We start from the raw sequence: 23,816 nt of genomic DNA on the forward strand, positions 1-23,816 counted from the left end.
GCAACGGCCGGGGCCGCCGCCCGGCGCGCCGCGGGGAAGGCGGTCGGCACCGCCGTCCGCGGCTCAGCGGAGGCCGAGGAGCGTCACTCGCCCATCGGGTTGTTCCAGATGCCCTTGCCCCACGGCGAAGGCCAGCAACCGCCGGTCGCCGACCGCGGCGAGGCCGAGGGCTTGGTGCGCTTCAACGAGATCCGGACCACCGGACGCCCCTTGCGCGAACCGGTCACCTTGCGCTTGGGCGACAGGCCCCAGTTCTCCGGGTTGATCATCGACATCAGCCTCCTGGCCGGTCGCCGGTGTGGACGACACTGGTGCATGTGGGAGATTTCCGATTCTGCCGCCCAAAGTAGCACCGGAATCCGCCCGGAATCGGGAATCGGGCACCGCACCGCCGCCTGTCCGCCACCGGCCACGCGGCGGGCGCCCGCTCGGCCCTCACGTAGCGGAAGAATCGGGTGCCGTGGGTGCTCCCCGCGAAGGCCGCCGGGGACTCGCCGCCGCCCCTGCTCCTGCCGTACGGCAACGGAAGGCTCTGCGATGGATTCCGCGTTCCTCATCGTCATTGTGGTGGTCCTCGTCCTGATCTGCCTAATCGGCTGCGCGATCGCGGTGCCGATCCTGCTGCGCAGGCGCGAATCGGGGCGGTGGGCCGCCTGGGCGCGCGAGAACGGGTGGACCTATGAGGCCAAGCGGCCCGACATGGTCGCCATCCTCGTCACGGCGATCCATCCGCAGAACTACGAGGCGCGGCACGTGCTGTCCCGGCCGCACCGGGGGCGCTGGGTGTTCACCTACGAGCACGTGGAGCGGCTGCCGGGAAGCGCGGGAAACGCCGCGCACTACAGCCGGGCGGTCGCGGTGAGCCTTCCGGTACCCGTGCCCAAGGTGGACATCGGCGACGGTTCGATGAAGGGGCTCGCGGACTTCATGGGCACCACGGTCGCGGCGACGGGGCACCCCCGCTTCGACGCCCTTTACCGCGTGCGCACGGCCGACGAGGACTTCGCCCGGGCGGTGCTGACCCCGCAGGCGATGGACCGGCTGATCGACCGCCACGCAAGGAGCCGGCCGCCGGTGCGGCTCAACGGCCACTACATCGCCACCGCAGAGGACGGTCACCTTGCACCGGAGCAGGCCCTGCAGGAGGCCGACGAGCTGATCGACCTGCTGGAGGCGATCCCGCAGCAGGTCTGGGACAGCGCCGCCCGCACCTGAAGCGCCGCGCAGGCGCGCCTGCGCGCGGGCCGCCGGAGCACCACCCGCGCGCTCAGGCGGCCGCGGCGAGGACGGCCGCGGCGTCGGCGACGGCCGCTTCGGGGCCCTCGGTGCCCATCACGCCCGCCGTGCTGACGATCACCTCGTCGACGCCGGCGCCGGCGTAGGCCTCCAGTTCGGCCGCGATGCGCTCGGGGCCGCCGTACAGGAACAGCCCGGCCTCGCTGACGCGCATCGCGCCCGCGACCGGGTCCTGGGGGACCGCCGCCACCCCGGCGCGCCGCAGCATGTCGGTGTAGTGCGGCAGGGTCAGGTGCGCGCCGCAGGCGGCGTAGGCCAGCCGGGCGGGCTCGCGCCCGGGCCGCTCCACAGCGGCGTGCACCACCGCGACGACCCGGGGCGGCTCGCGGTCGGCCCCGGCGGCGCCCTCGGCCAGCGCGGGCACGACCGTGTCCTTGAGGTAGTGCGGCGGGGTCAGCAGGGTGATGGCGGCGTCGGCCGTCCGCCCGGCGGCGCGCGCCATGCCGGGGCGCAGCACCCCCGCGCCCAGCTCCACCTGCGGATGGTCGATCGGCGGCAGGCCCTCCTCGGGCCGCTCCAGGTGGCCGCGCACCGCGGAGAGGTAGGCGGCCACCGCCGAGGCCGGCCGCTTGTAGGGCGCCCCGAGCAGGCCGGCGGAGAGCGCGGGCGCGCCGGCGCCGAACCCGGCCACGACCGGGTGACCGGTGAGCACCGCCAGGGACCGGGCCTCCACCGCCGCCTGGAACGTGTGGCGCATGGGCGTCAGCTGCACCGCCGTGCCCACGGGGATCCGCAGGCCCGCCCCCGCGAGGTACGCCGCCACCTGCTGGGTGTCGCAGTGCAGCGACGTGCCCATCCACAGGCGGGCGGCGGACCCGCGGTGCACGAGTTCGGCGAACGGCGCCACCGCGGCGCCGCCCGTGGCCTGCACGGGATACATGACCGATAGCCGCATGGCGCGTCGCTCCTCGCAGGGGGTGGGGTCAGGCGTGGCCGTACTTGTGCTGCGCCCGGCGGCGCTCGGCGAAGGTCACCATGGTGATCACCACCGCGATCACCAGGGCGATCCCGGCGCCGCGCAGGTTGCCGGCGGCCGCGCCGCCCGCGGCCGCCACCAGGCTCGCCGCCGCCGATGCCCACATGACGATCTCCGTGGGTCCTGTCGTCTTCACAGTCGCGCTCCCTTCCGTTGGTTTCCGTCTCGCCGCCACGCTGGGATGTATTCCCGCTACGCCGCGCGACCGCGCCCTTGCCCCGCGGCCGGTTGCGGCCACGTCGCGCTCAGGCCATCTCGTAGCGCTGGAACCGCACCGCGCCCGCCGCCGCGCACACGAGCGCGTATGCGGCCAGCACCGCCAGGCCCCAGCCCTGCCCGGCGTCGCCGCCGCCGGAGATCATGGTGTAGACGGTGCCTCCCGCGGCCGTGTCCCCCGCGCCGCCGGGCAGGTACCGCACGAGCTCGGGGCTGCCGACGGCGCCGGCGAACATGCGGGCCGTGGGCTCCACGAACTGGGTGAACAGCACGATGCCCACGATCGCCACGACCTGGTTGCGCACGAGCGCGCCCAGCGCCACGCCGATCAGCCCCCACAGCGCGAGCACGCCCACGCTGCCGGCCAGCGCCCGGGCGACCTCGGGGGTGGCGAGGTAGCTCTCGCCTCCGTAGCCCGACAGCATCGCGGCGGCCACCGCCGCGCACAGCCCCACCGAGACCAGCGCGTAGAGCACGGAGGCGCACGTGCCCGCCAGGAGCTTCGCGCCGAAGACGGCGAGCCGGTGCGGGCGGGCCAGCAGCGTCTGGGCGATGGTGCGCGAGCGGTACTCCTGGGTCACCGTGAGCACGCCGAGGGCCAGGGGGAACACGTAGGCGACCGCGACGCTGAGGTTGTAGACGACCACCGCCGAGCCGGCCGAGTCCAGCTGCAGGGGGCTGCGTTCGGCGTTGGCCGACGCCCACACCATGAAGGCGGTGAACATACCGCTCAAGGCGACCATCCCGGCCAGCAGCAGCCACCATGTGCGGGTGGTGGCGATCTTGGTGATCTCCGATCGGAACTGGGCCGCCATCACGCCTCCTCCCCGTCGCGGCCGCGCGTCAGGCGCAGGAACGCCGTTTCCAGATCCGCCGGGTCCAGCCTCCAGGAGTCGGCACCCAGCCCGTCGCGCGCGGCGGCCGTGCGCACCTCCTGCGCGGCGGCGCCCACCCACAGCCGCCCGTCGGGCAGCGGCGTGCAGGACAGCCCGGCACCGGACAGCACCGCGCGCATCTTGTCCAGCTCCGCCTCGCCGCCCGGCCCGGGCGGGGGCTGTGCGACGCACTGGCCGCTGTGCACCAGGTCCTGCAGGCTTCCGGAGTAGACGCGGCGGCCGCCGTCGACCAGGATCACGTCGTCGACGATGCGCTCCATCTCCCCCAGCAGGTGGCTGGAGAGCAGCACGGTGCGCCCGGAGTCGGCGAACTCGCGCAGGAACCGGCGCAGCCACAGGATCCCGTCGGGGTCGAGGCCGTTGGCGGGCTCGTCGAGCACCAGCAGGTCGGGGTCGCCCAGCAGCGCGGTCGCCAGGGCCAGCCGCTGCCGCATGCCGGTGGAGTAGCCCCCGACCCGGCGCTTGGCCGCCCCCGTCAGGTCCACGGTCTCGAGCACCTCGGCCACCCGGCCCCGGGAGGCGCCCGCGACCGGGGCGTAGCAGCGCAGGTGCCCCCGGCCGCTGCGGCCGGGTACGAACGCCCGCTCCTCCACGGCCGCGCCGACGCGGCGGGCCGGCCAGGGATGCTCGGCGTAGGGGCGGCCGAACAGCAGGGCCCGCCCGCCGGTGGGCCGCACCAGGCCCAGCAGCATCCGCAGCGTGGTCGTCTTGCCCGCCCCGTTGGGGCCGAGGAACCCGGCGATGCGCCCGGGGCCGACGGAGAACGAGACTCCGTCCACCGCCCGCAGCGGGCCGTAGTCCCTGGTCAGATTCTCGGCACTGACCACTGGGTCTGCCACACCGCGTCCTTTCCGTCGTCGTTGTCGTGGGGGTCGGGGCGCCGGCGCCCTCACGCGGCGCCGGCGTCGACCTGGGACCGCACCAGTGCGTGGTAGGGGCCGGGTACCGAGACCAGGTCGGCGTGCCGGCCGGTCTGCACGACGCGGCCCTCCTGCAGGACCACGATCAGGTCCGCGCCCGCCACGGTGGAGAGGCGGTGGGCGATGATGACCCGGGTGCACTCCAGCCCGTTGAGCGTCTCGGCGATGGCCGATTCGGTGACCGTGTCCAGCGCGCTGGTGGCCTCGTCCAGCACCAGCACCCGGGGTTCGCGCGCCAGGGCCCGGGCCAGGGCGATGCGCTGGCGCTGGCCGCCGGAGAGGCTGCTGCCCATCTCGCGCACCGGTGTCTGGTAGCCCATCGGCAGCGCCTCGATCTCGTGGTGGATCTGTGCCCGGCGCGCGGCCTCGCGGACGGCGTCCAGGTCGGTCTCGGGCAGCCCGAACGCGATGTTCTCGGCGATGGTGCGGTTGCTCAGCGAGATCTCCTGGGGGACGTAGGCGACCGCGCGGTAGAAGGAGTCGGGGGCGATGTCGCCGATGGGGACGCCGTCGTAGCAGACGCTACCGCTGTCGGGCGGGTACAGGCCCATCAGCAGCCGCCCCAGGGTGCTCTTGCCCGACCCGGTGCTGCCCACGACCGCCACCCGGGCGCCGGCCGGGGCCTCGAACGACACGTCCTCCAGTACCGGGGTCTTGGCTCCCGGGTAGGTGAAGCGCATCCCGCGCACCGACAGGGCGCCGCGCACCCGGACCTCGCGGTCGCCGAAGACGGGCTCCCCCTGGGGCTGGTTGACGATGTCGCCGACGCGCTCGACCTGGGCGTTGGCGGTGATGAGCTGGTTGAACGCGGTCGACAGGGACATCACCGCGCCCAGGCTCGTGGCGGTCAGCGTCTGCACCGCCACGGCCGAGCCCAGGTCCAGGCGGCCGGTGTAGACCAGCCACAGCCCCAGCAGCAGCACCATGAGCGGCCCGAACGTCTGGAACACGGCGTAGCCGCTGCTGGCCGCGCCCTGCAGGACGATCCGCCGCCGCGTGTGGTCCAGCGCCCGCCCGTAGACCTGCCGCCAGTCCCGGGTGAACGGCCCGGTCATGCCGGTGACCTTCAGGGTCTCGATGGAGTTGAGCGCCTCCATCTGCAGCGTGGAGGACTCCGCGCTGGCGGAGATCTCCCGGTCGGTGGCCTTGCGGATGGGCCGGTAGCTCAGCGCCGCCACCGCGACCATGCACCCGAACAGCGCCATGGCCGCCGCGCCGAGCACGGCCGAGCGGCTGAAGATGTAGCCGAACACGACCACGAGGCTGCCCAGGTCCAGCAGCACCACCGGCAGCTGGTTGGAGATCATGTCGCGCACCGAGGAGATGCTGGAGAGCCGGTACAGCAGTTCGCCCTGGGAGCGGTTGGCGAAGAACTTGTAGGGCAGGCGCAGCAGCGTCGTGAAGGTGCTGCCCATCATGGCCTCGCCGAGCCCGCGGATGACCGCGGCCAGGCTGACGGCCCGCAGCAGCGACACGGCCGCGTAGCCGGCCATCGGCACGGCGACGACCAGCCCCAGCAGCGCCGGCGGGGAGCCGGCGAAGAAGTCGGCGTAGCCGTTGATCGCCGTCTGCACCGCGATGGGCACCGCCAGGGTGAACCCGTACAGCAGGAGCGACATCGCGAACGCGGTCGCCAGCGGCCGCCGGTGCCGGGCGGCGGCGCGCAGGAACTTCGCCCACACGCTGGGCTCGCGGGCGCGCTCGGGCGTGTAGTCGGCGGTGGGCACCGCCTCCACGACCAGTCCGCCGAAGTGCTCCTCGAACTCCGCGCGGCTGTAGCGGCGCCGCCCGCCCGCGGGGTCGACCACGGTGGCGTGGCGGTCGGTGATCTCCTCCAGCACCACCACGTGGTTGTCGTCCCAGTAGGCGATCAGCGGCAGCCGCAGGGCGTTGAGCCTCCCGGCGCTGGCGCGGTAGGTCTTCACCTCCATGCCGCGTTCGCGCAGGATGGTCACGATGTCCTTGATGGACAGCCCGTCGCGACCGGTCTCGTGGGAGCGGCGCAGCCCGGGCACCGTGTTGCGCGAGCCGTAGGCCGACAGCACCATCGCGATGCAGCACAGGCCGCATTCCGACGACGCGAACTGCTGGACCTCGCGCACGCGGCGGACGCGGCGGAGTCTCATCGACGTCCTCCCAGGCAGTAGGGCGGCCGGACCTCGGGGCCCGACAGCATCAGGCGGGCGAAGTGCCAGCCCGAGACCCCCAGCATGAACCCCGGCAGCTCGGGGGCGGCACCGATGCCGCTGCACCAGCGGCCCTCTCCGTAGCGCTCCAGGAAGGCGTCGCTCAGCCTCCGCGCCTCGGTGCGCAGCTCGGGCCAGTCCAGGCGGTCGGCCAGCACGCACAGCATCGCGGTCCGCCCGGCCGCACCGTGGCACAGGCTCAGATCGGGCGTCAGCTCGGCGCCGACGATGCGCTCGGCCTCCGGCTCCAGCGCCCGGCGGATCTCGGCGGCCGGGGTGCCCAGGCACGCGAGCATGTCGGCGGCGGCCGCGGCGATGCCGGCGTAGCCCTTGCACCAGGTGGCCTGCGAGGCCGGGTCGCGCAGCGCGTCGTCGCGCCACCGGTGGCGCAGGTAGGCCTCGGCGAAGTGCTCCAGGTGGGCGCGCGCCCGGCCGTCGGTGTCGGTGCCGCCGGCCACCTGGGCGCTCATGGCGGCGATCCGGCCGAAGCGGCCGTGGGCCAGGCCCACCTCGCCGGAGTGCTCGCCGGGCGGCCCGTCGACCTCCACCAGGCGGCGCAGCAGCGGCTCGGCGGCCGGCCCCGCCTGCGCGGGGCCGTCGGGGTCGTCGTAGCCGGCCAGGTAGCGCAGGTAGCCGCCGAACCCGTTGACGTAGTCGAAGTCCTCGGCCGTCAGCGCCTCCACCGCGACGCGGGAGGTGTCGGGCAGCTCCTTGACCGGCAGGGCGGTGCCGGCCGCCGCGCCGCGCAGGCGCAGCTCCAGCCCGGTGATGCGGGTCGCCAGCAGCCCGGTGAAGGGCGACACCGCCAGCGGGAACGGGTCCTGGGGCACCGGTTCGGGCGCGGCGCCCGCGAAGAGGGCGTCGACGTCGACTCCGGTGTCCTGCCCGCACGCCGCGGCCTGGGCCAGGTAGACCAGCAGCCCGCCGCCCTCGTACAGCAGCGTGTTGGTGCCGTCCAGGCGCAGCCCCGGGCCGTACAGCCGCGGCATCAGGCACGCGGCGCCGTCCGGGCCCTCCACGACCGACTCGGCGAGCATGCGGTGCCAGGCCGCGGTGTCGGACAGGTGGGGGAGCGCCCCGGCGACGGCCGCGCGCCGCTGACCGCGGCGGACCCCGGTCTCCCAGATGTCGTCGACCGAGCTGGCCAGCGAGTAGCGGATGTAGGCCAGGTCGCGCCCCACCGGGCGGGCGAGGAAGCGCTCGATGCGCGACAGCAGCGCCTCGCGCGGGGTGGCGGCGACCGCGTCGGGGATGCGCCGGCCGGTGCCGTTGACGCACAGGTCGCGCGAGTCGGCCTCGACCTCGAAGTAGGGGACGTCCCGGTCCACCAGCGCCTCGGTCTCGGCGCGCCCGGTGGGGCCGCCCGCCTCGGGGGCGACGCCGCGCTGGCGGGGCGGCAGCTTGTCGAACAGCGCCGCCCGGTCGGCCTGGTCGGCGAGGTAGGCGGGGTGGGTGGAGGCCTCCAGGAATCGGCCGTAGACGAGTGTGGGGCGCAGGATCTGGCGCACCGACCAGTCGCCGCGCGCGGCCCGCTCGGCCACGGCGCCGCGGTGGCGCTCCAGCAGGTCGCGGGCCTCGGAGTAGCCGGTGGTGAGGTGGTCGACCCAGACGCGGGGGTCGAGCTGCTCGCCGCCGGCGGTGGCGACGTTGGCGCCGCCCGGCGGGATCGCGGCCGGCTCGGTGGCGAAGCGGATGTCGTCGGTGCCCGGGTCGACGACGGTGAAGGAGGTCAGGCGCCGCGACTGCTCGGTGCGCACCGTGCCCAGGGCCGACAGGTCGACGTCGACGTGGCCGCCCATGTTGCGCAGCGGGAACAGCAGCGTGTTCAGCGGGGACAGCTCGATGTCGCGCGGCAGCACGCCGGAGGCGCCCTCGGCGGTGCGCTCGGGCAGCGACACCAGCGTCTCCAGGTCGATTACCACGGGCCCCTCGGGGGTGGCGATGACGTTCTCGTGGTGCAGGTCGTTGGCGCCCAGCAAGCTGAGCAGGGCGGCGCAGCGGCCGAACCGGCGGAAGTAGCGGGCCGCGGCCGCGTCGGGGTCCTCGCCGGACGCGCACAAATCGCCGCCGGCGACGTAGCCCTGCCACAGGCGGGTGTCGCGCACCAGGGCCGGCGGGCACAGCGGGCCGAAGAACGCGCCGTCGGGGTCGAGCAGGTGCTGCAGCGCCTGCAGCAGGCTCAGGCAGCTGCGCCGCTGCGGCTTGTAGACGGTGTCGACGCCGTTGTCCCAGTGCACGATGCACACCGATCGCCCGCCGCGGTGGGGGTCGCCCAGGCCGGGGCGCAGCCCGACCACGCGCTCCCCGGCGCCCAGCGTGTCGGCGAGGGCGGGCCGGTCGTCCGCGGCCGCCTGGAGCACTTCGGCGGTGTGGCGCAGGTGGCGCTCGGTCGCCAGGTGCAGGAGGCGGCCCAGCTCGGGAAAGCCCTCCAGCAGCGCCGCGCGCCCCGCGCCGGTGCTGATGCGGGCGTGGAAGCCGGCGTAGTCCAGCCCGTCCGCGTCGCCGCGCTGGGCGCGGAAGGCGGAGATGAGCGCTCGGATGCCGATGTGGTGCAGGTCATCGAGCACCGCGTCCAGCAGCGGCCGGGCGATGCGCCGCAGGTCGACGCGTTCGCGCCGGTCGGCGTCCCATTCGGTCTCCCACCGGGCGATCCGGTGCGCGCAGTCGGCCAGCAGCGGGCGGTAGAAGCCGCCGAAGACGCCGGCTTTGCGCTGCAGGCACGCCTCCACGGTCTCGCCGCCGAAGGCTTCGTCCACGTGCGTCACGCACTCCCTTTCTTCCCGGTCGGGCGGGCCGGGCGGGTGCCCGCCGGCGCGACCGCCGGGCACCCGGGTTCGGCTGTCGCCTCAGCAGTAGGTGGTGCAGGCGGTGGTGGGGCAGTTGTCGCCCATCGCGGCGCTGGCGGCCGTGATGGCGCTGGTCACCGCGCTGATGCCGCAGACGACCGTGGTGCTCTGCACCTCGGCCGCCCCGGCCACCAGGTCGTCGGCGGGCTCGGTGAGCTGCAGCAGCTCCTCCTCGGGCACGTAGCCGGTCTCGGCGTCCCGGGTGATCCGGTTCATGCGCGTTCTCCTTCCGTAGTGCGATTCACAGGGCCGCGGGCCGGCGCACCGGGCCGCGGGTCTTGGGGGCGACCGCCGTCGGTCGGTGTGGGCCGGCTACTCCAGCAGCAGCACGGACGGGTAGGTGTCGGGATCGCGGTGGCGCAGGATCGACCAGAGCGTTCCGGCGTGGCCCAGCAGCAGGCTGCCGGTGTAGGTGTACTTGGTGTCGGCGCGCCGGTCGTAGCCGTCGAGGACCCGGTCGAACAGCCGCGCGTACAGCCCGTCGGCGGCGCCGGGGTCGAACAGGCCGGGCGCCTCGCGGTCGGCGAGCAGCACGGTCTCGGCGCTGCCGAGGTCGCCGTGGCAGTAGGTGGGGTTGTTGCCGAAGCCGCGCGCGGCGGTGCGCTGCGCCAGGCGGGCCAGGTGCTCCTCGGGCAGGGCGCCGGGGGCGTGGCGCAGCAGCGCCAGCGCGCCCAGGAGCATGCCGGGGGCGCCGTGGCACCAGGCGTAGGACTGCACGGGCTCGTCCCAGCCGCGCGGCCAGTCGCCGGTTTCGGGGTCGTAGGAGTCCAGGCCGGCGCGGGCGATCCGCACGCCCAGGTCGGCCACTGCCGCGTCGCCGAAGACCGCCCCGTACTCCGCGAGGCCGGGCGCGATGCCCAGGGCGCCGTGGGCGAAGCCGGTGTAGGCGGTCACCCGCGGGTCGGCCAGGCCGGTGCCGCCCAGCAGCTCGACGTGGGTGCGGGCCACCGCCGCGGTCGCCGCGGCGGCGCGGTCGCGGTCGGCGCCGGCGGCGCCGCGGTGCAGCGCCAGGCACACGGCCAGCGCACCGGCTGTTCCGGCGACGAAGTCGACCGGGTCCAGCCCGCCGGCGGCGGAGGCGTCGACGCCGGCGCCGGCCTCGACCCGGCGGGCCAGGTCCTCGGCCAGAGCGCCGGGGTTCAGCCCGTCGCGCCCGAGCAGCCGGTTGGCCTGCCACAGGCCGTACAGGGTGCCCGACATCCCGGTCATGCCGCCGATGGAGACCCCCGCTCCGTCGAGTTCGCCGCTGCGGAGCTGGTCCTCGATGGGTTCGACCACGCGCAGCGCCGCGTCGCGGAAGCGGGCGCGGCCGGTCTCGCGGGCGAGCCCGGCCAGGGCCATGGCCAGCCCGGGCGTGCCGCTGTAGAGGTCGTAGCCCAGGGCGCCGGGGCTCCACTGGCTTTCCTCGGTGGTGCTGATCTGCGGCGCCAGCCAGGTCGCGGGGGTGGCGGGGTCGGCGCCGTCGACCATGGTCTCCAGCATCACGTCGCCGATGCGGGCGGCCTCGGCCAGGAGCCGGTCGTCGCCGATCGCGGCGGGATCGCCGGGGCGGGCCTCCAGGGTGAAGCCGGTGGGTTCGCGGTCGGCGGAGAGCTTGTTGACGAACGCGAAGTCCACCAGCCGCAGCTGGGTCTGCACGGCCTCCTCGCCGAGGCCGGCGATGCGCTCGCGGACCGCCTCCATCGGGGTCTGGGCGAAGGCGTCGGCCAGCACGGCGCCGCCGTCGTCGCTGTGCAGGTCGCGCGAGTGGGGCGTGTAGGTGAAGTAGGGGACGTCGCCCCGCTCCATCTGGCGCGCCTCGCCGGCGGCGAGGTCGAGGCTGCCGTGGCGCAGCAGCCCGCGGTGCAGGACGGCGGCGCGCACGAGGCGGTCGCGCACGGCGTCGGGGTGCGTGGCCATGCGCAGCAGCTGGCTGTAAAAGTAGGTGGGCGCCGGGATGAAGCGGAACCGCGCCGTACCCAGCCGGTTCTCGATGGCGGCGGCGACCTCGTCGCGGTGCGCGGCGGCGTAGGAGAGCACGCGGCGCAGCTCGCGCTTGATGATGTCGCGCTGGGTGCGCACCGGGGTCGGGGCCGCCTGCGACACCGACAGGTTGGTGCTGGTGTTGGCGGCGTGCAGGCGGACCAGGCGGGCGGCCATGTCGTCGCGTCCGGGGTTGTCGATGCGCAGTGCCTTGTAGGGCACGGGCTGGCCCTGGTCGTAGCCGATGACGCCGATGTCCAGGCCCTCGTCGGAGGGGTCGGACTTCATCACCATGGGCAGCACGCCGATCCCGGCGACCGAGTCCAGCAGGATGCCCAGCGCCCTGCCCCAGGCGTCGGAGCCGTCGCGGCCGCCCAGCACCGGGCCGCGGCGGGGCGTCAGCAGCGTCTCGGCGTCGACGACCACGGGGCCGCGGATGCAGGTCACCACGTTCTCGAAGTGGATGTCGGTGGCCTTGACCAGGTGGAGGACGCCCAGGAGGCGCCCGATGAGGGTGAAGTACCGCTCGGGGTCGGGGTGGCCGTCGGCGGCGACGTACTCCGCGAAGCCGCCCTCGGCCGTGGGCAGTACGCACACGGTGGGCAGGCCGAGCTGGAGGCGGTCGTTGAACCAGGCGACCACGTCGTTGAAGCCGGCCTCGGCCTCCATGGCGTGGGGCTTGTAGACGACCTGGCCGCCGTCGTCGAAGCGGATGCGGGCCACCGAGCGGCCGCTGTGGGTGTCGCCCTCCCCCAGGGCCACGGCAGAGATCCGCGTTCCCGGGGCCACTCCGGGCATGCGGGCGTCGAGCCGGGTGCGCTCGCGCGCCACCTCGGCCACGACGTGGGCGAGGTAGAGGGCGGCGGCGCCGACGCGGTCCCGAACGCCGTGGAACAGGCGGGGGTAGCGCTCCAGGAGTTCGGCGTGGCCTTCGGGGCTGTTGGTCCAGGCGCGGAAGCTGCGGTAGCGCTCCTCGGGCGTCTCCCCCGCCAGCTCGCCGCGGGCGCGGCGGTGGTGCAGCTCCTCCAGCAGGGTGCGCAGCATCAGGCCGGCCACGGCGGTGCACTGGCTCTCGACGAAGTCCTCCAGCACGGTGTTGCCGGGAGCCGCCTGGGGCGACGAGGCCGCCTCGGCGGCCGGGGCCGACCACAGGCGCGCGAAGTGGGCGCAGTAGTCGCGGAAGCGGCCGTCGGAGTCGAGGGCGGGGTCGTAGGGGGGCGGCGGGGGGAACTCGGCGGCCGCGGCGCGGGGGGCTTCGCCGTCCTGCCAGTGGGGCAGCACGTCTTCGAGCCGCTCGCGCAGAGCGGGTGCCCGCAGTTCGGGCAGATAGGTCCCTACGACTTCGGAAACCCGGTGTGTGGTGGCGGTGCGGGTGGCGGTATCCGGCACTGGGTCTCCTTGGCTGGTGCGGGAGCCGTGGGGGCAGGGGCCCGGGCGGCGTGGAGGATGCGCCGCCCGGTGGCGGTGCGTGCGGGCGTGGCCGCCACCGCTGTGCGCACTCGGTCGGCCGTTGGCCGAACCCGTTACGGCCGACGGCGCCGGCCGTCGGGCGCCGGTCGGACGCCTCCGCGGGTTCGGGGGCCGGGACTCGCCGAATGCGCGTCCCTCATGCGCGAAGCGCGGTCGGGATGCCGGTCAGCACCCGTCCTGGCACTCGACGGTCACGGTGCAGGCCCAGCCTTCGTTGCCGACCGCCCAGCTGGCCAGGCAGGAGACGCAGGCGGTGGCGATGCTGATGCTGTTGGCGTCGGCGCCGACAGTGGTGTCGGCGATGTTCTGCTCGTCGATCTCGTCGAGGATGCCGACGTTGGGGTTGGGCATGGAGGATCCGCCTTTCTTCTGGTGGCCGGTCGGCTTCCGCCGTTCGCGGAGGGGACCGGCCACGGCCGCGTGGACGGGACGATTCTTACGCGCCCTTTACATCGGCGGCCATTGGCAATTGGGGAGGTGTACCGATGGGCAGTCCGGCGGTTCCCGCTGCCGGACAGGCGGTGCCGACCGGGTCGGCGGGCAGGGCGGCGGGGCCGGCGGCGCGCACGTGGGGGCCGGACGAACCGGTGGGGCGCGGCGGTTCCGGCGGTGGCGGATGGTTCCACCGGTGCCGGAACAGGCGCTGCCCAGGCGAGGCGGGGCAGCGTCGGGCTCCGCGGCGCGGGGTGCTCAGCGGAGCGGCGCCGGGGCGGGGCGGGCCGGGCGCGTCGTCAGTCCGGCCGGCGGGCGTCGGCGTCGATGGGGTCGCGGGCGGCGAGTGCGAGATCCGGGCAGGTCTGCCACCGGCTGAAGATGTAGGCGAGCGCCGCCTGCAGCCGCGACTGCACTTCGAGCTTGTCCAGGATGCGGGTCACGTGCGCCTTGATGGTGCGCTCGCTCACCCCCAGGGCTCTGCTGATGCAGCGGTTCGAAACTCCGGTCGCGAGCAGCCCGAGCACGCGGGTTTCGCGCTCCGTCAGCCTTTCCAGAGCTTGTATACCGGTCGAAGCGGAATCGATCAGTTCGCAAGCGCAGGTCGTTGCGGATGCATCCCGATCACATTTCCGGCCGGACGAAGATTGCGGATCCACGGGATCTCCAATACCGGTGTACGGGGGATTTCCGGTTCATCGGCGTTGAGCGATGCACACGGGCAGGTCGGTGCCGGTACATGCGCCATTCATTTCCTTGGAATGAAACGCGTGGTTTCACAGGACTCCAATGCCGATGGGCGCGGCGAACGGTTTACCACCAGGCAAGCCCGAAGGATGCTAGCAATGCAGGCTAATGCCAGCAATGACCGTTTTGACGGAAACATCCTATTATGGGACGCCCGGCCTTCGTGTGTTTCACCAGGACAACGGAGGATTACCGATCAGTAGCAGGACGTGTCCCGCCATCCGCCACGGTGGCCGAATCCGGCCATATCGGCGCGTGAGAGCGCTCACTCGGCCCCCGGTCCCTCCGGATGCACGCGCGAAGACACCCGCACGCCACGGAATCGGCGCTCGTCACCGGCCGTACCGGTGTGCATACGCAACGCCGGGAGCGCGGTCGGTCAGCCGCTGCGGCGGCGCGTGCGGCGCCCACCGCGCGCATCGAGGGGACCGCCGTCCGTGATTGCATCGGTGTGTCGCACGGCCGCCGCAGGGCGGCCGGCCCGCCGGGGCCGCTCCCCCGGCCGCGGCGAGCACAGCAGCCGAACAACAGCGGAAGGGGACGACCGTGAAACCGGTGAGTCCGTGGGAGACCGTCATCTGGATCGCGGCGGCGATCGCCCTGGTGTGCGCGGTGGTCACGGCGCTGGTGCAGGAGGACCGGACGGGCACCTGGGTGTCGCTGATCGTCGTCGGAATCCTCGCCGTCGCCGCAGGCGGCGAACGCCGCCGCGTCCAGAACCAGCGCGATCGGGGCTGAAGCGCCTCCGGCCGGTCGGCGGCACCCCAGGCGGTGCCCGCACTCCCGGCGCCAGCACCGCCTCGGCTGGGCTGAATGGGCGAACCGGGAAAGAGGAGCGCCGATAACGAATATCGGCGTCGATATCGCATTCGCCGGGCTGAAGGACGGAAATCCGCCCGGTGGATATCCCTCAGCGTGGCGGCGACGCAGAGTTACGATTCGGCCGGATCGGATAGCGATCCGGGGAGTCCGATTCCGTCGACGCACCCCCGGAGAGTGATGCAAGTGCCGATCGACCAGGTGAGCCCCTGGAGGCGCGCGCTGCCGGCCGCCGCCCTCGCCGCCGCATCGATCCTGGTGCTGGGGGCCTGCGGCGACGACAGCGCCGGAGGCGAGCAGGGTGCCGATGTCGAGGACGTCCAAGAGGGCGAGGGCGAAGGCGACAACGCCATCGACGTGGGCGACAAGGTGACGGTCTCCGCCGAGGTCGAGGACGTGCTGTCCAACGAGTCGTTCCGGCTGGAGGGAGCCGAGGACTGGATCGACGGCGATCCGCTCCTGGTGATCTCCGCGGAGCGGTCCGACGTCGAAGAGGGCGACGTGGTCCGCGTGACCGGAATCGTCCGGGACTTCGACTACACGACCTACAGCGAGGACTACGAGCTCGGCGACGAAGGCGCCTACGACGACTTCGAGAACCGCCACTTCATCGTCGCCGACAAGATCCGGCAGAACGCGAGCCCCGAGACCGGATAGTCCGGATCCGGGAATTCCTCGGCTCCGACCGATGTGCGGCCCCCGGCGGAGGCCGGAACAACACCGGCCCGCCCCGTTGAGCCGGAGGCCGCACCGCCTTCGTAGCCGGGAGCGCTACGCGTTGCCCCTCACATAAGGGGTGCAGGTGTCGGAGAGGCCGACACAGATCTTGGTGTACACGCCATAGCCCTCGGGAAGGTCGTTGGTGTAGCCCGGAATGTCGAGGTTGATCTCCCTCCTCGCCCCGATGCCCACGGTGTACTTCTGGGTGTCGACCCACTGCCCGTTCCGGTCGTAGATCACGACCGTGACCTTGCCGCGGGAGTACATGTCGCTTTCCACGTCCATCGACACCGTCTCACCGTAAGCGTAGAACCACACGCCGTAGTCGGTGCGGCCGCGGAAGCCGGCCTTGTCGAGAATGGCGGAGGTGTCGATGCCGCCGGAGTCCCGCGAGGACTCGTAGGTTTTGACGGAGGAGTAGTAGGTGGCCGCCTGGGCGGGGGAACCGGTGACCAGCAGGCCCGCTGCGGCCAGCAGCGCCGCCGCCGGCACCAGGACCGCCCTGCGAATCGTTTTCGCACCGGGTATCAAGGCCGCGGCCACCTTGCGCACACCTGTCTCGTCCCGCGTTGTATTCATCGCTTCCTCGTTTTCCTCCGGTCGAGCCGGGAGTTCGAAGGGCATCAGGCGGAGCGTGAGATCCGGATGGCCTTCCCCGATTCCGGAGAGGAACGGATCCGCCTCCCACTGCGCCGCCCCGGACTGCGGCCCGGTCATGCAGGCGAAAGCGTAGAAATCAAGTACGGGCGGGACAATGCGCACACTGCTCAATCGCGGCGCGGAAACCGGCCACCCTGCCCAGTCGGACGTCCGGACGTGCCGGGACGAGAATTCTTCACCCTCCGCCCGATGAAAGTCCGGAAACGGCCAGACCGATTTCGGCGCCGCAGAAATGCAGGCGGCGACCGCGCGAGCACCTGGCGTTCACGCCAGGTCGGAAAACCGGGGTGCCCTCTCCGGCGCCGAGCCCCCGGGGATTTGCGGCGGCCCGCGTCCGGGGGCATCCCCAGGCCCCGCGCACCGGCCGGCGGGCTCACCAGCCCCGGCAGTAGGCCCACCAGTGCTGGATCAACCCGACCTCCTCGGCGAAGCGCCGCCCGTGCTTGGCCCGGCCCAGGCTGGGCGCGACCAGGTTGCGCCTGCGGCCGTCGGCCATGCGCACCTCGACCACGGTCCGGGCCGCGAACGGCTTGGTGCGGATCATGGCGATCTCGCGCCAGGGCAGCGTCCGCACCCGCACGTCGCGCACCACGATGCCCTCGGGGGTGAGCGTCACGTAACCCCAGGCCAGGTAGGTCTGCAGCAGCATGCAGGCGAGCAGCAGCAACTGCGAGCCGCCGAGGAGCATTGCAGTGATCCCCGACAGGCCGAACACCGCCATGGCGGCGAGCAGCGCGAGGATCGCGGCGCACAGGACGCCGTACACCGCGGTCAGCAGCCCGCGGTTCCTGTTGACGAACGTCGGAGGACCGTACATGGCGACCGACTGTGGCACATCCGCCGCCTGCTCCGCATCAGGTGCGGGCAGCAGCGCCGCCCGTGACGTGGAGGCGCGGCAGCCCTGCGCGGCAGGCGCAGGCGCGAGAGCGGCCCCGCCGCCGAGATCCCCGCAGCCGCGCCGACGAGCCCGAAGGACGGGACCTTTCACCGGCGCCCGGGACCCCCTCGACACCGCAGCAGTGCCGGGAACCGATCAGCATCGGCCCGCGTCGGCGATCGTGGCGAGGATGTAGCCGGGGCGGTCGAGGTCGGACCAGGTGAAGCGGGCGATCCGCACCCCGGGGTAGCGATTCTGCAGCGCGTTCTGCCGCCGCCGGTCCCCGGCCAGCGCGCCCGGGGTACTGTGCGGACCGATGCCGTCAGCCTCGCCGATGAGCAGCCGATCGGCCCACCAGAAATCCGCGACCGCGATGAGGCGCCCGCGCTCGTCGTGGAACGGGCGCTGCAGCTGGGTGGGCGCGAACCCGCCGTCGGTGCAGACGAGTCGGACCCTGGTCTCCAGCGGGCTCTGCGCGCGCCCGTCGGCCAGCGCCTGCCACCCCCGCACCCGGCGGCAGCCCCGGCGGCCGCGGTTGGCGGCTTCGAGCCGCCCCAGCTCGCCGTGGCGGACGAGTCCTCGGCACAGGGCGGAGTCGAGCAGGCACACGCCGGTGTCGCGGTCGACGTCCAGCAGCGTGTCGCGCAGCGTGCGGCCCGGGGCGGTGACCCGGATGCCGTCGACCGTGGCGACGTCGTCGCGGCCGAGAGCCCAGCGGTGCAGGACGACGCCCGGCCCCTGCCGCGTGTTCGCGGGCATCACCACGTGTACCGCGCGGCCGTCCCAGGGCCGCAGCCCTTGCAGGCCCCACAGGCGGGCGGCGGTCTCTGCGCCCACGACGGCGGCCGGCCCCAACCCGAGCTGCGCGGCGAGGGCGGCGGTGGCGACCCGATCCCGCTCGGTGCCGCGCCGCTGGAGCTCCGCCACGGCGTAGACCCCGCCGAAGACCCGTCTCCACTCGCCGCGCCGCAGCAGGCGGCGCAGGGCGGAGTCGCCGACGCCGCAGCGGCGTGCTTGAGCGAGCGTGATGAGCCCGCGCTGCTGCACGGCGGGGACTCGGCCGTGTGCCGGGCGCGGTTCGGGCCGGTGCCGGGTGGGCGGGGGGAATACCGGGAGGTGCGGTCTGCATCCATGCTTCGAGCGTGCTGCACGCCGCCGCCCCGGGCCATGCCGATCGGCGGCCTGTGGAGAACCTGCCGGGCGGGCGTCGCGTCGAGGGTGTCGCTGAGGCCACTCTCGGCGTCGCGAGTGGCCCTACGGACACTTTTGCCGACCGCAGCGGCGCGCCCCTGCTCCCCTCCCCCGCCGGGTCAGCCGCCCGCTGCGGTGAGGACGACGTCCACCAGGCGCTCGGCGGCGTTGGGGCGGCCGTGTTCGCGGGCCTTCCCGGCGACGGCGGCGCGGCGGGCGGGGTCGGCAAGCAGCGGCTCCAGCTTCGCCCGCAGCGCCTGGGCCGACACCTCCTCCAGCAGCGCCAGCGCGGCGCCCGCCTCCTGCAGGTGGCGGGCGTTGTGCCGCTGCTCGTCGCCGGCCGAGGACGTCAGCGGGACGAACACGGCGGCCTTGCCCAGCGCGGTCAGCTCCGCGATGGTGCCGGCACCGCTGCGCGAGACCACGACGTCGGCCAGGGCCAGCACGTCGGGCAGCTCCGGGCCGACGAAAGCGGTCACGTGGTGGCGGGCGGCCAGGGCGGGATCGAGGTCGCGGGTGGCCGCGCGCAGGTCGCCGACGTTGGCCTCGCCGCACTGGTGCACGACGTTGGCGCGCTCCAGCAGCCAGGGCAGCAGGTCGCGGACCGTGGTGTTGATCTGCACCGAGCCCTGCGCGCCGCCGGTGACATAGACCGTGGGCAGGGCCGGGTCGTAGCCGCCGAAGCCCAGTTCCGCGGCGGCGCGCTCAGCCTGCCCCGCCAGCACCGCCGGGCGGACCGGGTTGCCGGTCACCACCGCGCCGGAGCGGGCGGAGTCGGGCAGCAGCTTGAGCGTGGATTCGGAGGTGACCGCCATGCGGGCGCCCGCGCGGGCCAGCACCCGGTTGGCCAGGCCGAGCAGCACGGTCTGCTCGTGCACCACCAGCGGCCGGCGGGCCAGCCGGGCGGCGAGGCCGACCGGGACGGCGACGTAGCCGCCGGTGGCCAGCACAACATCGGGGTCGAAGTCGGCGACGACCCGGCGGGACTGGAAGACGCCGCGGACGGCCTTGCCCATGTCGCGGATGTTCCGGGCCGAGGCGAGCTTCAGCGGGTTCGCCGAGCGGCGGACCTTGCCGGTGTCGACGGCCTGGAACGGGATGCCGTTGGAGGTGGCCACCCGCTTCTCCAGGCTGTCCTGGGCCCCGACCCACAGCACGCGCAGCCACCGGCCGTCGCCCTCCAGCCGCTCCCGCAGCGCGTTCACGGCGGTCAGGGCCGGATAGGTGTGGCCTCCCGTGCCCCCGCCGGTGACGATCAGACGCATCACGCGCGGGGAATCGGTGTCGTTCACTGTGGTCCTCTCTAAGCAGCGGCTGTCTGTGGGACGCTGCGGGGGCGCTCGCCGATCCGGTGCGGATCCGGCCGCGGGGCCCTGCCGAGGGTGTGCTGCGGCGCCTGTCGGCGCTCACCTGCGGCTTCGGGCGCACGGCGGCGGCGTTCGGGTGTCGCTGCGGCTTCGGCGGTTTCATGGCCGGGAAAGGGACGCAGCGGGAAGCGGCGGGCAGCCGGTGAGGGGCGGGGCCTGGGCGAGGCGGTGGGATGCGCACCGCCGCGGATCTGCCTGCGCGCCATCGCCGAGCACTCCGCGGACGCATCGCAGGCCGCTCCCAGGGGGCGTTCGCCGGTTCCCCGCCTCCCGGCGCCCTTTCCGCACGTACTTTATGGGCGAACGCGCCGCCGATCGAATCCGCGCGGCCGGTGGCCCGAAGCCCGATGCGGCGGCCTGCCGCCCGGTGGATCCCCCGGGGGCGTCGAGGGTGTCGCTGAGGCCACTCTCGGCGCCGAGAGTGGCCTCAGCGACACCCTCGACGGCGGAACGGGCAGCCGTCCCGGCTCCGGTTGCTGGTGCGGTGTCCTGTTCGAGACCGCTACTCGACGGCGGCCAGGCGGGTCCGCGCCTCCATCAGGGCGAACCCGAGAAGGTTGCGACCGGGCCACTGGGCGGGATCGGTGGCGCGGTCGTCGGTCGCGGCAAGCCCGATGCCCCAGATCCGGTCTCGCGGACTGGCCTCGACCAGGATCCGGTCACCGGTGCCGATCAGGTACGCGCGCAGGGCGGGGTCGTGCCGGAACTTGGCGACGTTGCCCGCGACGACCAGGTCGAAGCGGGCGGCGGCCCACCGTTCCTCGTCGAAGCCCTGGACTCCCCGGCCGAGCTTCTTGGCCTCGGCAGGAGTGCGGGCCGCGAGAATCGCCGCGCGCGTCGGCTCGTCGCCGAACAGGTGCGCCTTGCCCGCCATCATCCAGTGCTCGGCGCTGGCGTAGGTCTCACCGTCCACGGTGAACGGCGACGGCCACCACTGACTGAGCGCGCCCCGGCCGATCGAGCCGTCGCGTTCCGGCCGGTGCCCCCAGAACATCAACCACTTCGGGTGAGCTCCGCCGGCGATGCGTTCCGCGAGATCCTCGGGGGTGCGTGCCGCGGACGGACTCTCGTTCGTCTGCATGGCGGAGATTGTGGCAGCCGAGGGTGTCGCTGAGGCCGCTCTCGGCGGCGAGAGTGGCCTCAGCGACCCCTTCGGCGGCGGAGCCGGTCAGAGCACGAACGGTGCGAGGGAGAAGATGTAGCAGGCCAGGGCGCCGAACAGGGCGGCGGCGCCGTAGGTCGCCGGGGCCTGGGCCCGGCCCGGGAGGCGACCCGGGCCGGAGGCGGCAGAATCACCGGTGTCGGCATCTCGTGTTCTCTGGGCATAGCGATTTCGATTGCCGACAGGCCCTGGCAGGTGGGGCCCCACCTGCCGGGATTTTCTCATGCCGTGCGAGGGCGGGCGGCCCCGGTGCCCCGACCGGCGGGCGGCGGGCGGCGGTTCAGTCGGCCGCCGCGCGGGGCGGGGCCGGGTGTCCGATGGCGGTGGACGGCATCGCCGCCGCGGCGGGGTCGGCCGGGGCCACGGGTGGGTTGCCGCTGGTAATGGCGCGGCGCGGCTGCGCGCGGTCGGCGGCCTGCTTGAGCAGCGCGAGTGATTCGGCGGCGGGCAGCGCGGCGCCCTGCAGCGTCGCGAACAGGTCGGCATAGCCCTTGATGTGGGTGGCGTCGGTGACCAGCGCCTCCGGCCCGCGCGGGTGCGGGGTGTACGCCAAGGTGTGGCGGGGCGAGAAAGAGATCGTCCAGAACGCCCCGCGCAGGCCGGGATGGGTCGGCGTGGCCGAGGGGATCAATCCCAGTTGGTGCCTGGACTTGCGCAGACCGAGGATTACGCTCGCGAGGTCATCCGAGCGACGATGCGGCCGGGCAGCGACGTCGAACGAAAGGTACAGGTTCGACTCGCTCGGCAGGACATCCTGCGGAATCCCGAACCTCCCAGCATCCGCATGGTCATCGCGGAGGCCGCCCTGCGCCAGCAAATCGGCGGGGCAGCTCTGATGGCCGAGCAGGTCCGCCATCTCATCGAACTGGCCAAACTCCAGTGCCTCACGCTGCAAGTGCTGCCGTTCGGGTCCGGAGCCCACCCGGCTCTCACCCTGGCCTCGTTCTCGATCCTCAGAGTCGAGCACCGTGGGCTGGTCACCGTCTATCTCCAGGAGTCCTCGTCCCACTCGTTCCTGACGAACGCGGAGAATGTGGACCATTACTCGTCCATCCACCGGGAACTGCGCACAGCCGCAACAGAGCCCGGAGACCGGACCGTGCAACTACTGGAGCGCATCGCCGCTGACCACAGGAGCGAAGCATGAGCCGTGAGATTACTGAAGTCCCCGCTGGCACCTGGAACAGGCGTGGGTTCCGCAAGTCCAGCTACTCGCAGAGTGAAGCCGCGTGTGTCGAAGTCGCCGACTGGGACACCGCCGGCGCCATCCGGGACACCAAGCACCGGGACCTCGGCGCCCTCGTCTTCCCCTCTCCCGAGTGGCGCGCCTTCCTCGCCGCCGTCAAGGACGGCGAGATCTGACCGAACCCGCGCCCGCGCCATCCCCGCCCCTCTCCCCCATCGGCTCACCCCTCAATGGGATACGACACGACAGTCACAGGCGCGGCGGCGGCCATCGCCGAGTTGTGGGAGCGCGGCGAGGCGTTCTCGGACTACTTCGACCACTGCATCGCAGCACGGCCGATACCTCGCCGCGCAGCCGGGACCTGATTGAATTAGGCGCCGTGCGTAGACGAGCTGACCGAGGTGCGATCGGCGTCAGGTACCTGGCGACGATTCTGATCATCGTCCTTGCGAGCGTGGCGCTGGTGATCTCGTCCCCGTTCGCGTTGATGCTCTTCGGGGGCGCCCGGTCGGAGTGGGAGCGGCTCAGCTTCATCGGGCAGACCTACGGTGCGGCCGCGGCGCTGATCTCGGTGTTCGCGCTGGTCGGGATCGTGCTGACACTCGTCTACCAAGCGCGCGACAGCCACCGCGCCACCGAGGAGACCCGACGCCAGGCCATGAGCGACCTACTGCGGATGGCCATGGAAGACCCCGACCTGGACGAGTGCTGGGGGCCGGTGCCCGACGACGAGGATCCGAAGGTCCGCAAGCAGCAGCTTTACACGAACATGATCGTGTCGCAGTGGAGTAGCGCCTTCGAGACCGGCGCGCTCCCGGAGTCGCGGCTGCGCGCGGTCGCCGCCGAGATGTTCCAGGGGGAAGTCGGCTACTCCTACTGGACGAAGGCGCGCGAGGCGGCGTCCATGACCGAGGGGACGCGGCGGGAACGGCGCTTCGTGGAGATCGTGGACGAGGTGTACCGCCAGACGTCCGCGCCCGCGCCCCAGGGCGCGCGGTCTGAGGCGGAGCCTCAGCCCGCGGCGTCCCGACGGCGGTGGAAGGGCTACGCGGCGGCCGGAGCGGCGAGCGCCGCAGCCGGCGCCGTGGCGGCGGGGGTGGCGGTCGCCAGGCGACGGGAGGCATCGGTTCCGCTCCCGAAGCGCGGCCTGAAGAGGTGGTTCGCCCGTTAGTCAGGACGGCTGAGGGAGCACCCGGCCGCCGACGCCGGGCGCTCCTCCCCCGGCCGTTTCCAGTGGGGTCGGCCGTGCTCCGGGGCCGCCGAATGCCGGCGGCCGGATCCGGCCAACGGATTCCGCACTTCGCCTCGCCGGCCTGCGCCGTGCCGCGAGTCCGCAGGTCGGCGCGGATTCCCGATCACCACCCAGCGTCACGTTTTGTCGCCGATGGTTGCCATAATGCGATCCGCGGCGATTTTTCCGCTGCGCCGCATGCCGGGACCGCCCCTCCCCAGCCGGAAGGACACCGCCGATGAGCACCTGGGACATCAGCCCCGAAGGAGTCTCCTCCGTCCTGACGGCGGTGGGCGGCCACGTCGGCGACGAGGCGATGACCGAAGGGCTCACCGGCCAGATCGACGATTTCAGCACCCACGTGGTCAGCGCCTCCGAGCAGGCCGCCAGCGAGCCGATCGGGCAGGCGCTGGACGAGTTCGCCGGCCACTTCGGCCCCCGTATGTGGACCATGGTCGCCCGCACCGCCAGCGCCATCAGCGGGTGCAGCGAGGCCACCACCGCCTACGTCAACGGCAACCTCGAGATGGCGGCCGAAGCCCAGGGCAACGCCGGCGAGGTCCCCGACCTCGATCTCTGAGGCCGCCCCCGTCCCGCGGTCCCGTCGTCCTCCCCGCCCCGCCGAGGCCGCCGCCTCGGCCGCGGGCCCATCCCCC

General features: G+C 73.4%; 24 protein-coding genes. 7 read left to right on the top strand and 17 right to left on the bottom strand.

Going from position 1 to position 23,816, the window contains the following annotated elements; all coding sequences use genetic code 11:
* Positions 1–83: 83 nt before the first annotated feature.
* Positions 84–275: a hypothetical protein gene (locus FZ103_RS15800; RefSeq protein WP_156002231.1), complete on the bottom strand. Its 192-nt coding sequence runs from the start codon at positions 273–275 to the stop codon at positions 84–86.
* Between the two features lie 262 nt (positions 276–537).
* Here FZ103_RS15800 and FZ103_RS15805 point away from each other — a divergent pair, with 262 nt between their 5' ends.
* The gene (locus FZ103_RS15805; RefSeq protein WP_156002234.1) at positions 538–1,215 is read left to right on the top strand and encodes a hypothetical protein; all 678 of its coding nucleotides are present in this window, start codon (positions 538–540) and stop codon (positions 1,213–1,215) included.
* Between the two features lie 52 nt (positions 1,216–1,267).
* Here the strand turns inward: FZ103_RS15805 and FZ103_RS15810 are convergent, their stop codons facing one another.
* The 10 genes from FZ103_RS15810 to FZ103_RS15855 all read right to left on the bottom strand — a co-directional run bounded on the left by FZ103_RS15810 (position 1,268) and on the right by FZ103_RS15855 (position 13,859).
* Positions 1,268–2,191, bottom strand: coding sequence for an LLM class flavin-dependent oxidoreductase (locus FZ103_RS15810; protein WP_156002237.1), 924 nt, complete (start codon positions 2,189–2,191; stop codon positions 1,268–1,270).
* A 28-nt stretch (positions 2,192–2,219) separates the two neighbouring features.
* The gene (locus tag FZ103_RS15815; protein ID WP_156002240.1) at positions 2,220–2,408 is read right to left on the bottom strand and encodes a hypothetical protein; all 189 of its coding nucleotides are present in this window, start codon (positions 2,406–2,408) and stop codon (positions 2,220–2,222) included.
* A 109-nt stretch (positions 2,409–2,517) separates the two neighbouring features.
* The gene (locus FZ103_RS15820; RefSeq protein ID WP_156002243.1) at positions 2,518–3,303 is read right to left on the bottom strand and encodes an ABC transporter permease; all 786 of its coding nucleotides are present in this window, start codon (positions 3,301–3,303) and stop codon (positions 2,518–2,520) included.
* On the bottom strand, positions 3,303–4,223 hold the full coding sequence (locus tag FZ103_RS15825; protein ID WP_186356375.1) for an ATP-binding cassette domain-containing protein: 921 nt from the start codon (positions 4,221–4,223) through the stop codon (positions 3,303–3,305). Before FZ103_RS15825 ends, FZ103_RS15820 begins: the two co-directional genes overlap by 1 nt.
* Positions 4,224–4,273: 50 nt before the next feature.
* Positions 4,274–6,430, bottom strand: coding sequence for a peptidase domain-containing ABC transporter (locus FZ103_RS15830; RefSeq protein WP_156002246.1), 2,157 nt, complete (start codon positions 6,428–6,430; stop codon positions 4,274–4,276).
* Positions 6,427–9,255: a type 2 lanthipeptide synthetase LanM gene (gene lanM, locus FZ103_RS15835; protein ID WP_156002249.1), complete on the bottom strand. Its 2,829-nt coding sequence runs from the start codon at positions 9,253–9,255 to the stop codon at positions 6,427–6,429. Before lanM ends, FZ103_RS15830 begins: the two co-directional genes overlap by 4 nt.
* An 81-nt stretch (positions 9,256–9,336) precedes the next feature.
* Complete coding sequence (locus FZ103_RS15840; protein WP_156002251.1) at positions 9,337–9,552, bottom strand: hypothetical protein; 216 nt, start codon at positions 9,550–9,552, stop codon at positions 9,337–9,339.
* A 96-nt stretch (positions 9,553–9,648) separates the two neighbouring features.
* Positions 9,649–12,687 carry a type 2 lanthipeptide synthetase LanM family protein gene (locus FZ103_RS15845; RefSeq protein ID WP_156002253.1) on the bottom strand — a complete coding sequence of 1,013 codons (3,039 nt, stop codon included), beginning with the start codon at positions 12,685–12,687 and terminating at the stop codon, positions 9,649–9,651.
* A 246-nt stretch (positions 12,688–12,933) separates the two neighbouring features.
* Entirely contained in the window at positions 12,934–13,119 is a 186-nt protein-coding gene (locus FZ103_RS15850; RefSeq protein WP_156002255.1) for a plantaricin C family lantibiotic, read from the bottom strand.
* A 380-nt stretch (positions 13,120–13,499) separates the two neighbouring features.
* Complete coding sequence (locus tag FZ103_RS15855) at positions 13,500–13,859, bottom strand: LuxR C-terminal-related transcriptional regulator (protein ID WP_343233558.1); 360 nt, start codon at positions 13,857–13,859, stop codon at positions 13,500–13,502.
* A 634-nt stretch (positions 13,860–14,493) separates the two neighbouring features.
* Between FZ103_RS15855 and FZ103_RS15860 the strand changes: the two genes are divergently transcribed.
* Both FZ103_RS15860 and FZ103_RS15865 read left to right on the top strand, forming a co-directional pair.
* The gene (locus FZ103_RS15860) at positions 14,494–14,685 is read left to right on the top strand and encodes a hypothetical protein (protein ID WP_156002257.1); all 192 of its coding nucleotides are present in this window, start codon (positions 14,494–14,496) and stop codon (positions 14,683–14,685) included.
* 267 nt (positions 14,686–14,952) lie between these two features.
* Positions 14,953–15,423 carry a hypothetical protein gene (locus tag FZ103_RS15865; protein ID WP_156002259.1) on the top strand — a complete coding sequence of 157 codons (471 nt, stop codon included), beginning with the start codon at positions 14,953–14,955 and terminating at the stop codon, positions 15,421–15,423.
* Between the two features lie 114 nt (positions 15,424–15,537).
* Here FZ103_RS15865 and FZ103_RS15870 read toward each other — a convergent pair whose 3' ends face one another.
* From FZ103_RS15870 to FZ103_RS15895, 6 genes are all read right to left on the bottom strand, one after another.
* Complete coding sequence (locus FZ103_RS15870; RefSeq protein WP_156002261.1) at positions 15,538–16,065, bottom strand: hypothetical protein; 528 nt, start codon at positions 16,063–16,065, stop codon at positions 15,538–15,540.
* Between the two features lie 454 nt (positions 16,066–16,519).
* Entirely contained in the window at positions 16,520–16,963 is a 444-nt protein-coding gene (locus FZ103_RS15875) for a hypothetical protein (RefSeq protein WP_156002263.1), read from the bottom strand.
* Positions 16,964–17,179: 216 nt separating this feature from the next.
* The gene (locus FZ103_RS15880) at positions 17,180–18,070 is read right to left on the bottom strand and encodes a type IV toxin-antitoxin system AbiEi family antitoxin domain-containing protein (RefSeq protein WP_186356376.1); all 891 of its coding nucleotides are present in this window, start codon (positions 18,068–18,070) and stop codon (positions 17,180–17,182) included.
* Between the two features lie 263 nt (positions 18,071–18,333).
* Positions 18,334–19,479, bottom strand: coding sequence for a glycosyltransferase (locus tag FZ103_RS15885; protein ID WP_156002392.1), 1,146 nt, complete (start codon positions 19,477–19,479; stop codon positions 18,334–18,336).
* Positions 19,480–20,083: 604 nt separating this feature from the next.
* The gene (locus FZ103_RS15890; protein WP_156002265.1) at positions 20,084–20,662 is read right to left on the bottom strand and encodes an NADAR family protein; all 579 of its coding nucleotides are present in this window, start codon (positions 20,660–20,662) and stop codon (positions 20,084–20,086) included.
* A 361-nt stretch (positions 20,663–21,023) separates the two neighbouring features.
* Entirely contained in the window at positions 21,024–21,374 is a 351-nt protein-coding gene (locus tag FZ103_RS15895; protein WP_255430039.1) for a Scr1 family TA system antitoxin-like transcriptional regulator, read from the bottom strand.
* Here FZ103_RS15895 and FZ103_RS25175 point away from each other — a divergent pair.
* The 4 genes from FZ103_RS25175 (at position 21,348) to FZ103_RS15915 (ending at position 23,740) form a co-directional block, all read left to right on the top strand.
* A complete protein-coding gene (locus FZ103_RS25175) occupies positions 21,348–21,890 on the top strand; it encodes a DUF5753 domain-containing protein (RefSeq protein ID WP_222936773.1) in 543 nt (180 codons plus the stop codon). The two genes, FZ103_RS15895 and FZ103_RS25175, sit on opposite strands and share 27 nt — an antisense overlap.
* On the top strand, positions 21,887–22,105 hold the full coding sequence (locus FZ103_RS15905) for a DUF397 domain-containing protein (RefSeq protein WP_156002271.1): 219 nt from the start codon (positions 21,887–21,889) through the stop codon (positions 22,103–22,105). The genes FZ103_RS25175 and FZ103_RS15905 overlap by 4 nt, the downstream gene beginning before the upstream one ends.
* A 203-nt stretch (positions 22,106–22,308) precedes the next feature.
* Positions 22,309–23,100: a DUF6082 family protein gene (locus FZ103_RS15910; RefSeq protein ID WP_156002273.1), complete on the top strand. Its 792-nt coding sequence runs from the start codon at positions 22,309–22,311 to the stop codon at positions 23,098–23,100.
* Positions 23,101–23,398: 298 nt separating this feature from the next.
* A complete protein-coding gene (locus FZ103_RS15915; protein WP_156002274.1) occupies positions 23,399–23,740 on the top strand; it encodes a DUF6507 family protein in 342 nt (113 codons plus the stop codon).
* The last annotated feature ends 76 nt before the right edge of the window (positions 23,741–23,816 follow it).

The sequence above is a fragment of the Streptomonospora sp. PA3 genome (assembly GCF_009728995.1).
Classification (GTDB): Bacteria; Actinomycetota; Actinomycetes; order Streptosporangiales; family Streptosporangiaceae; genus Streptomonospora.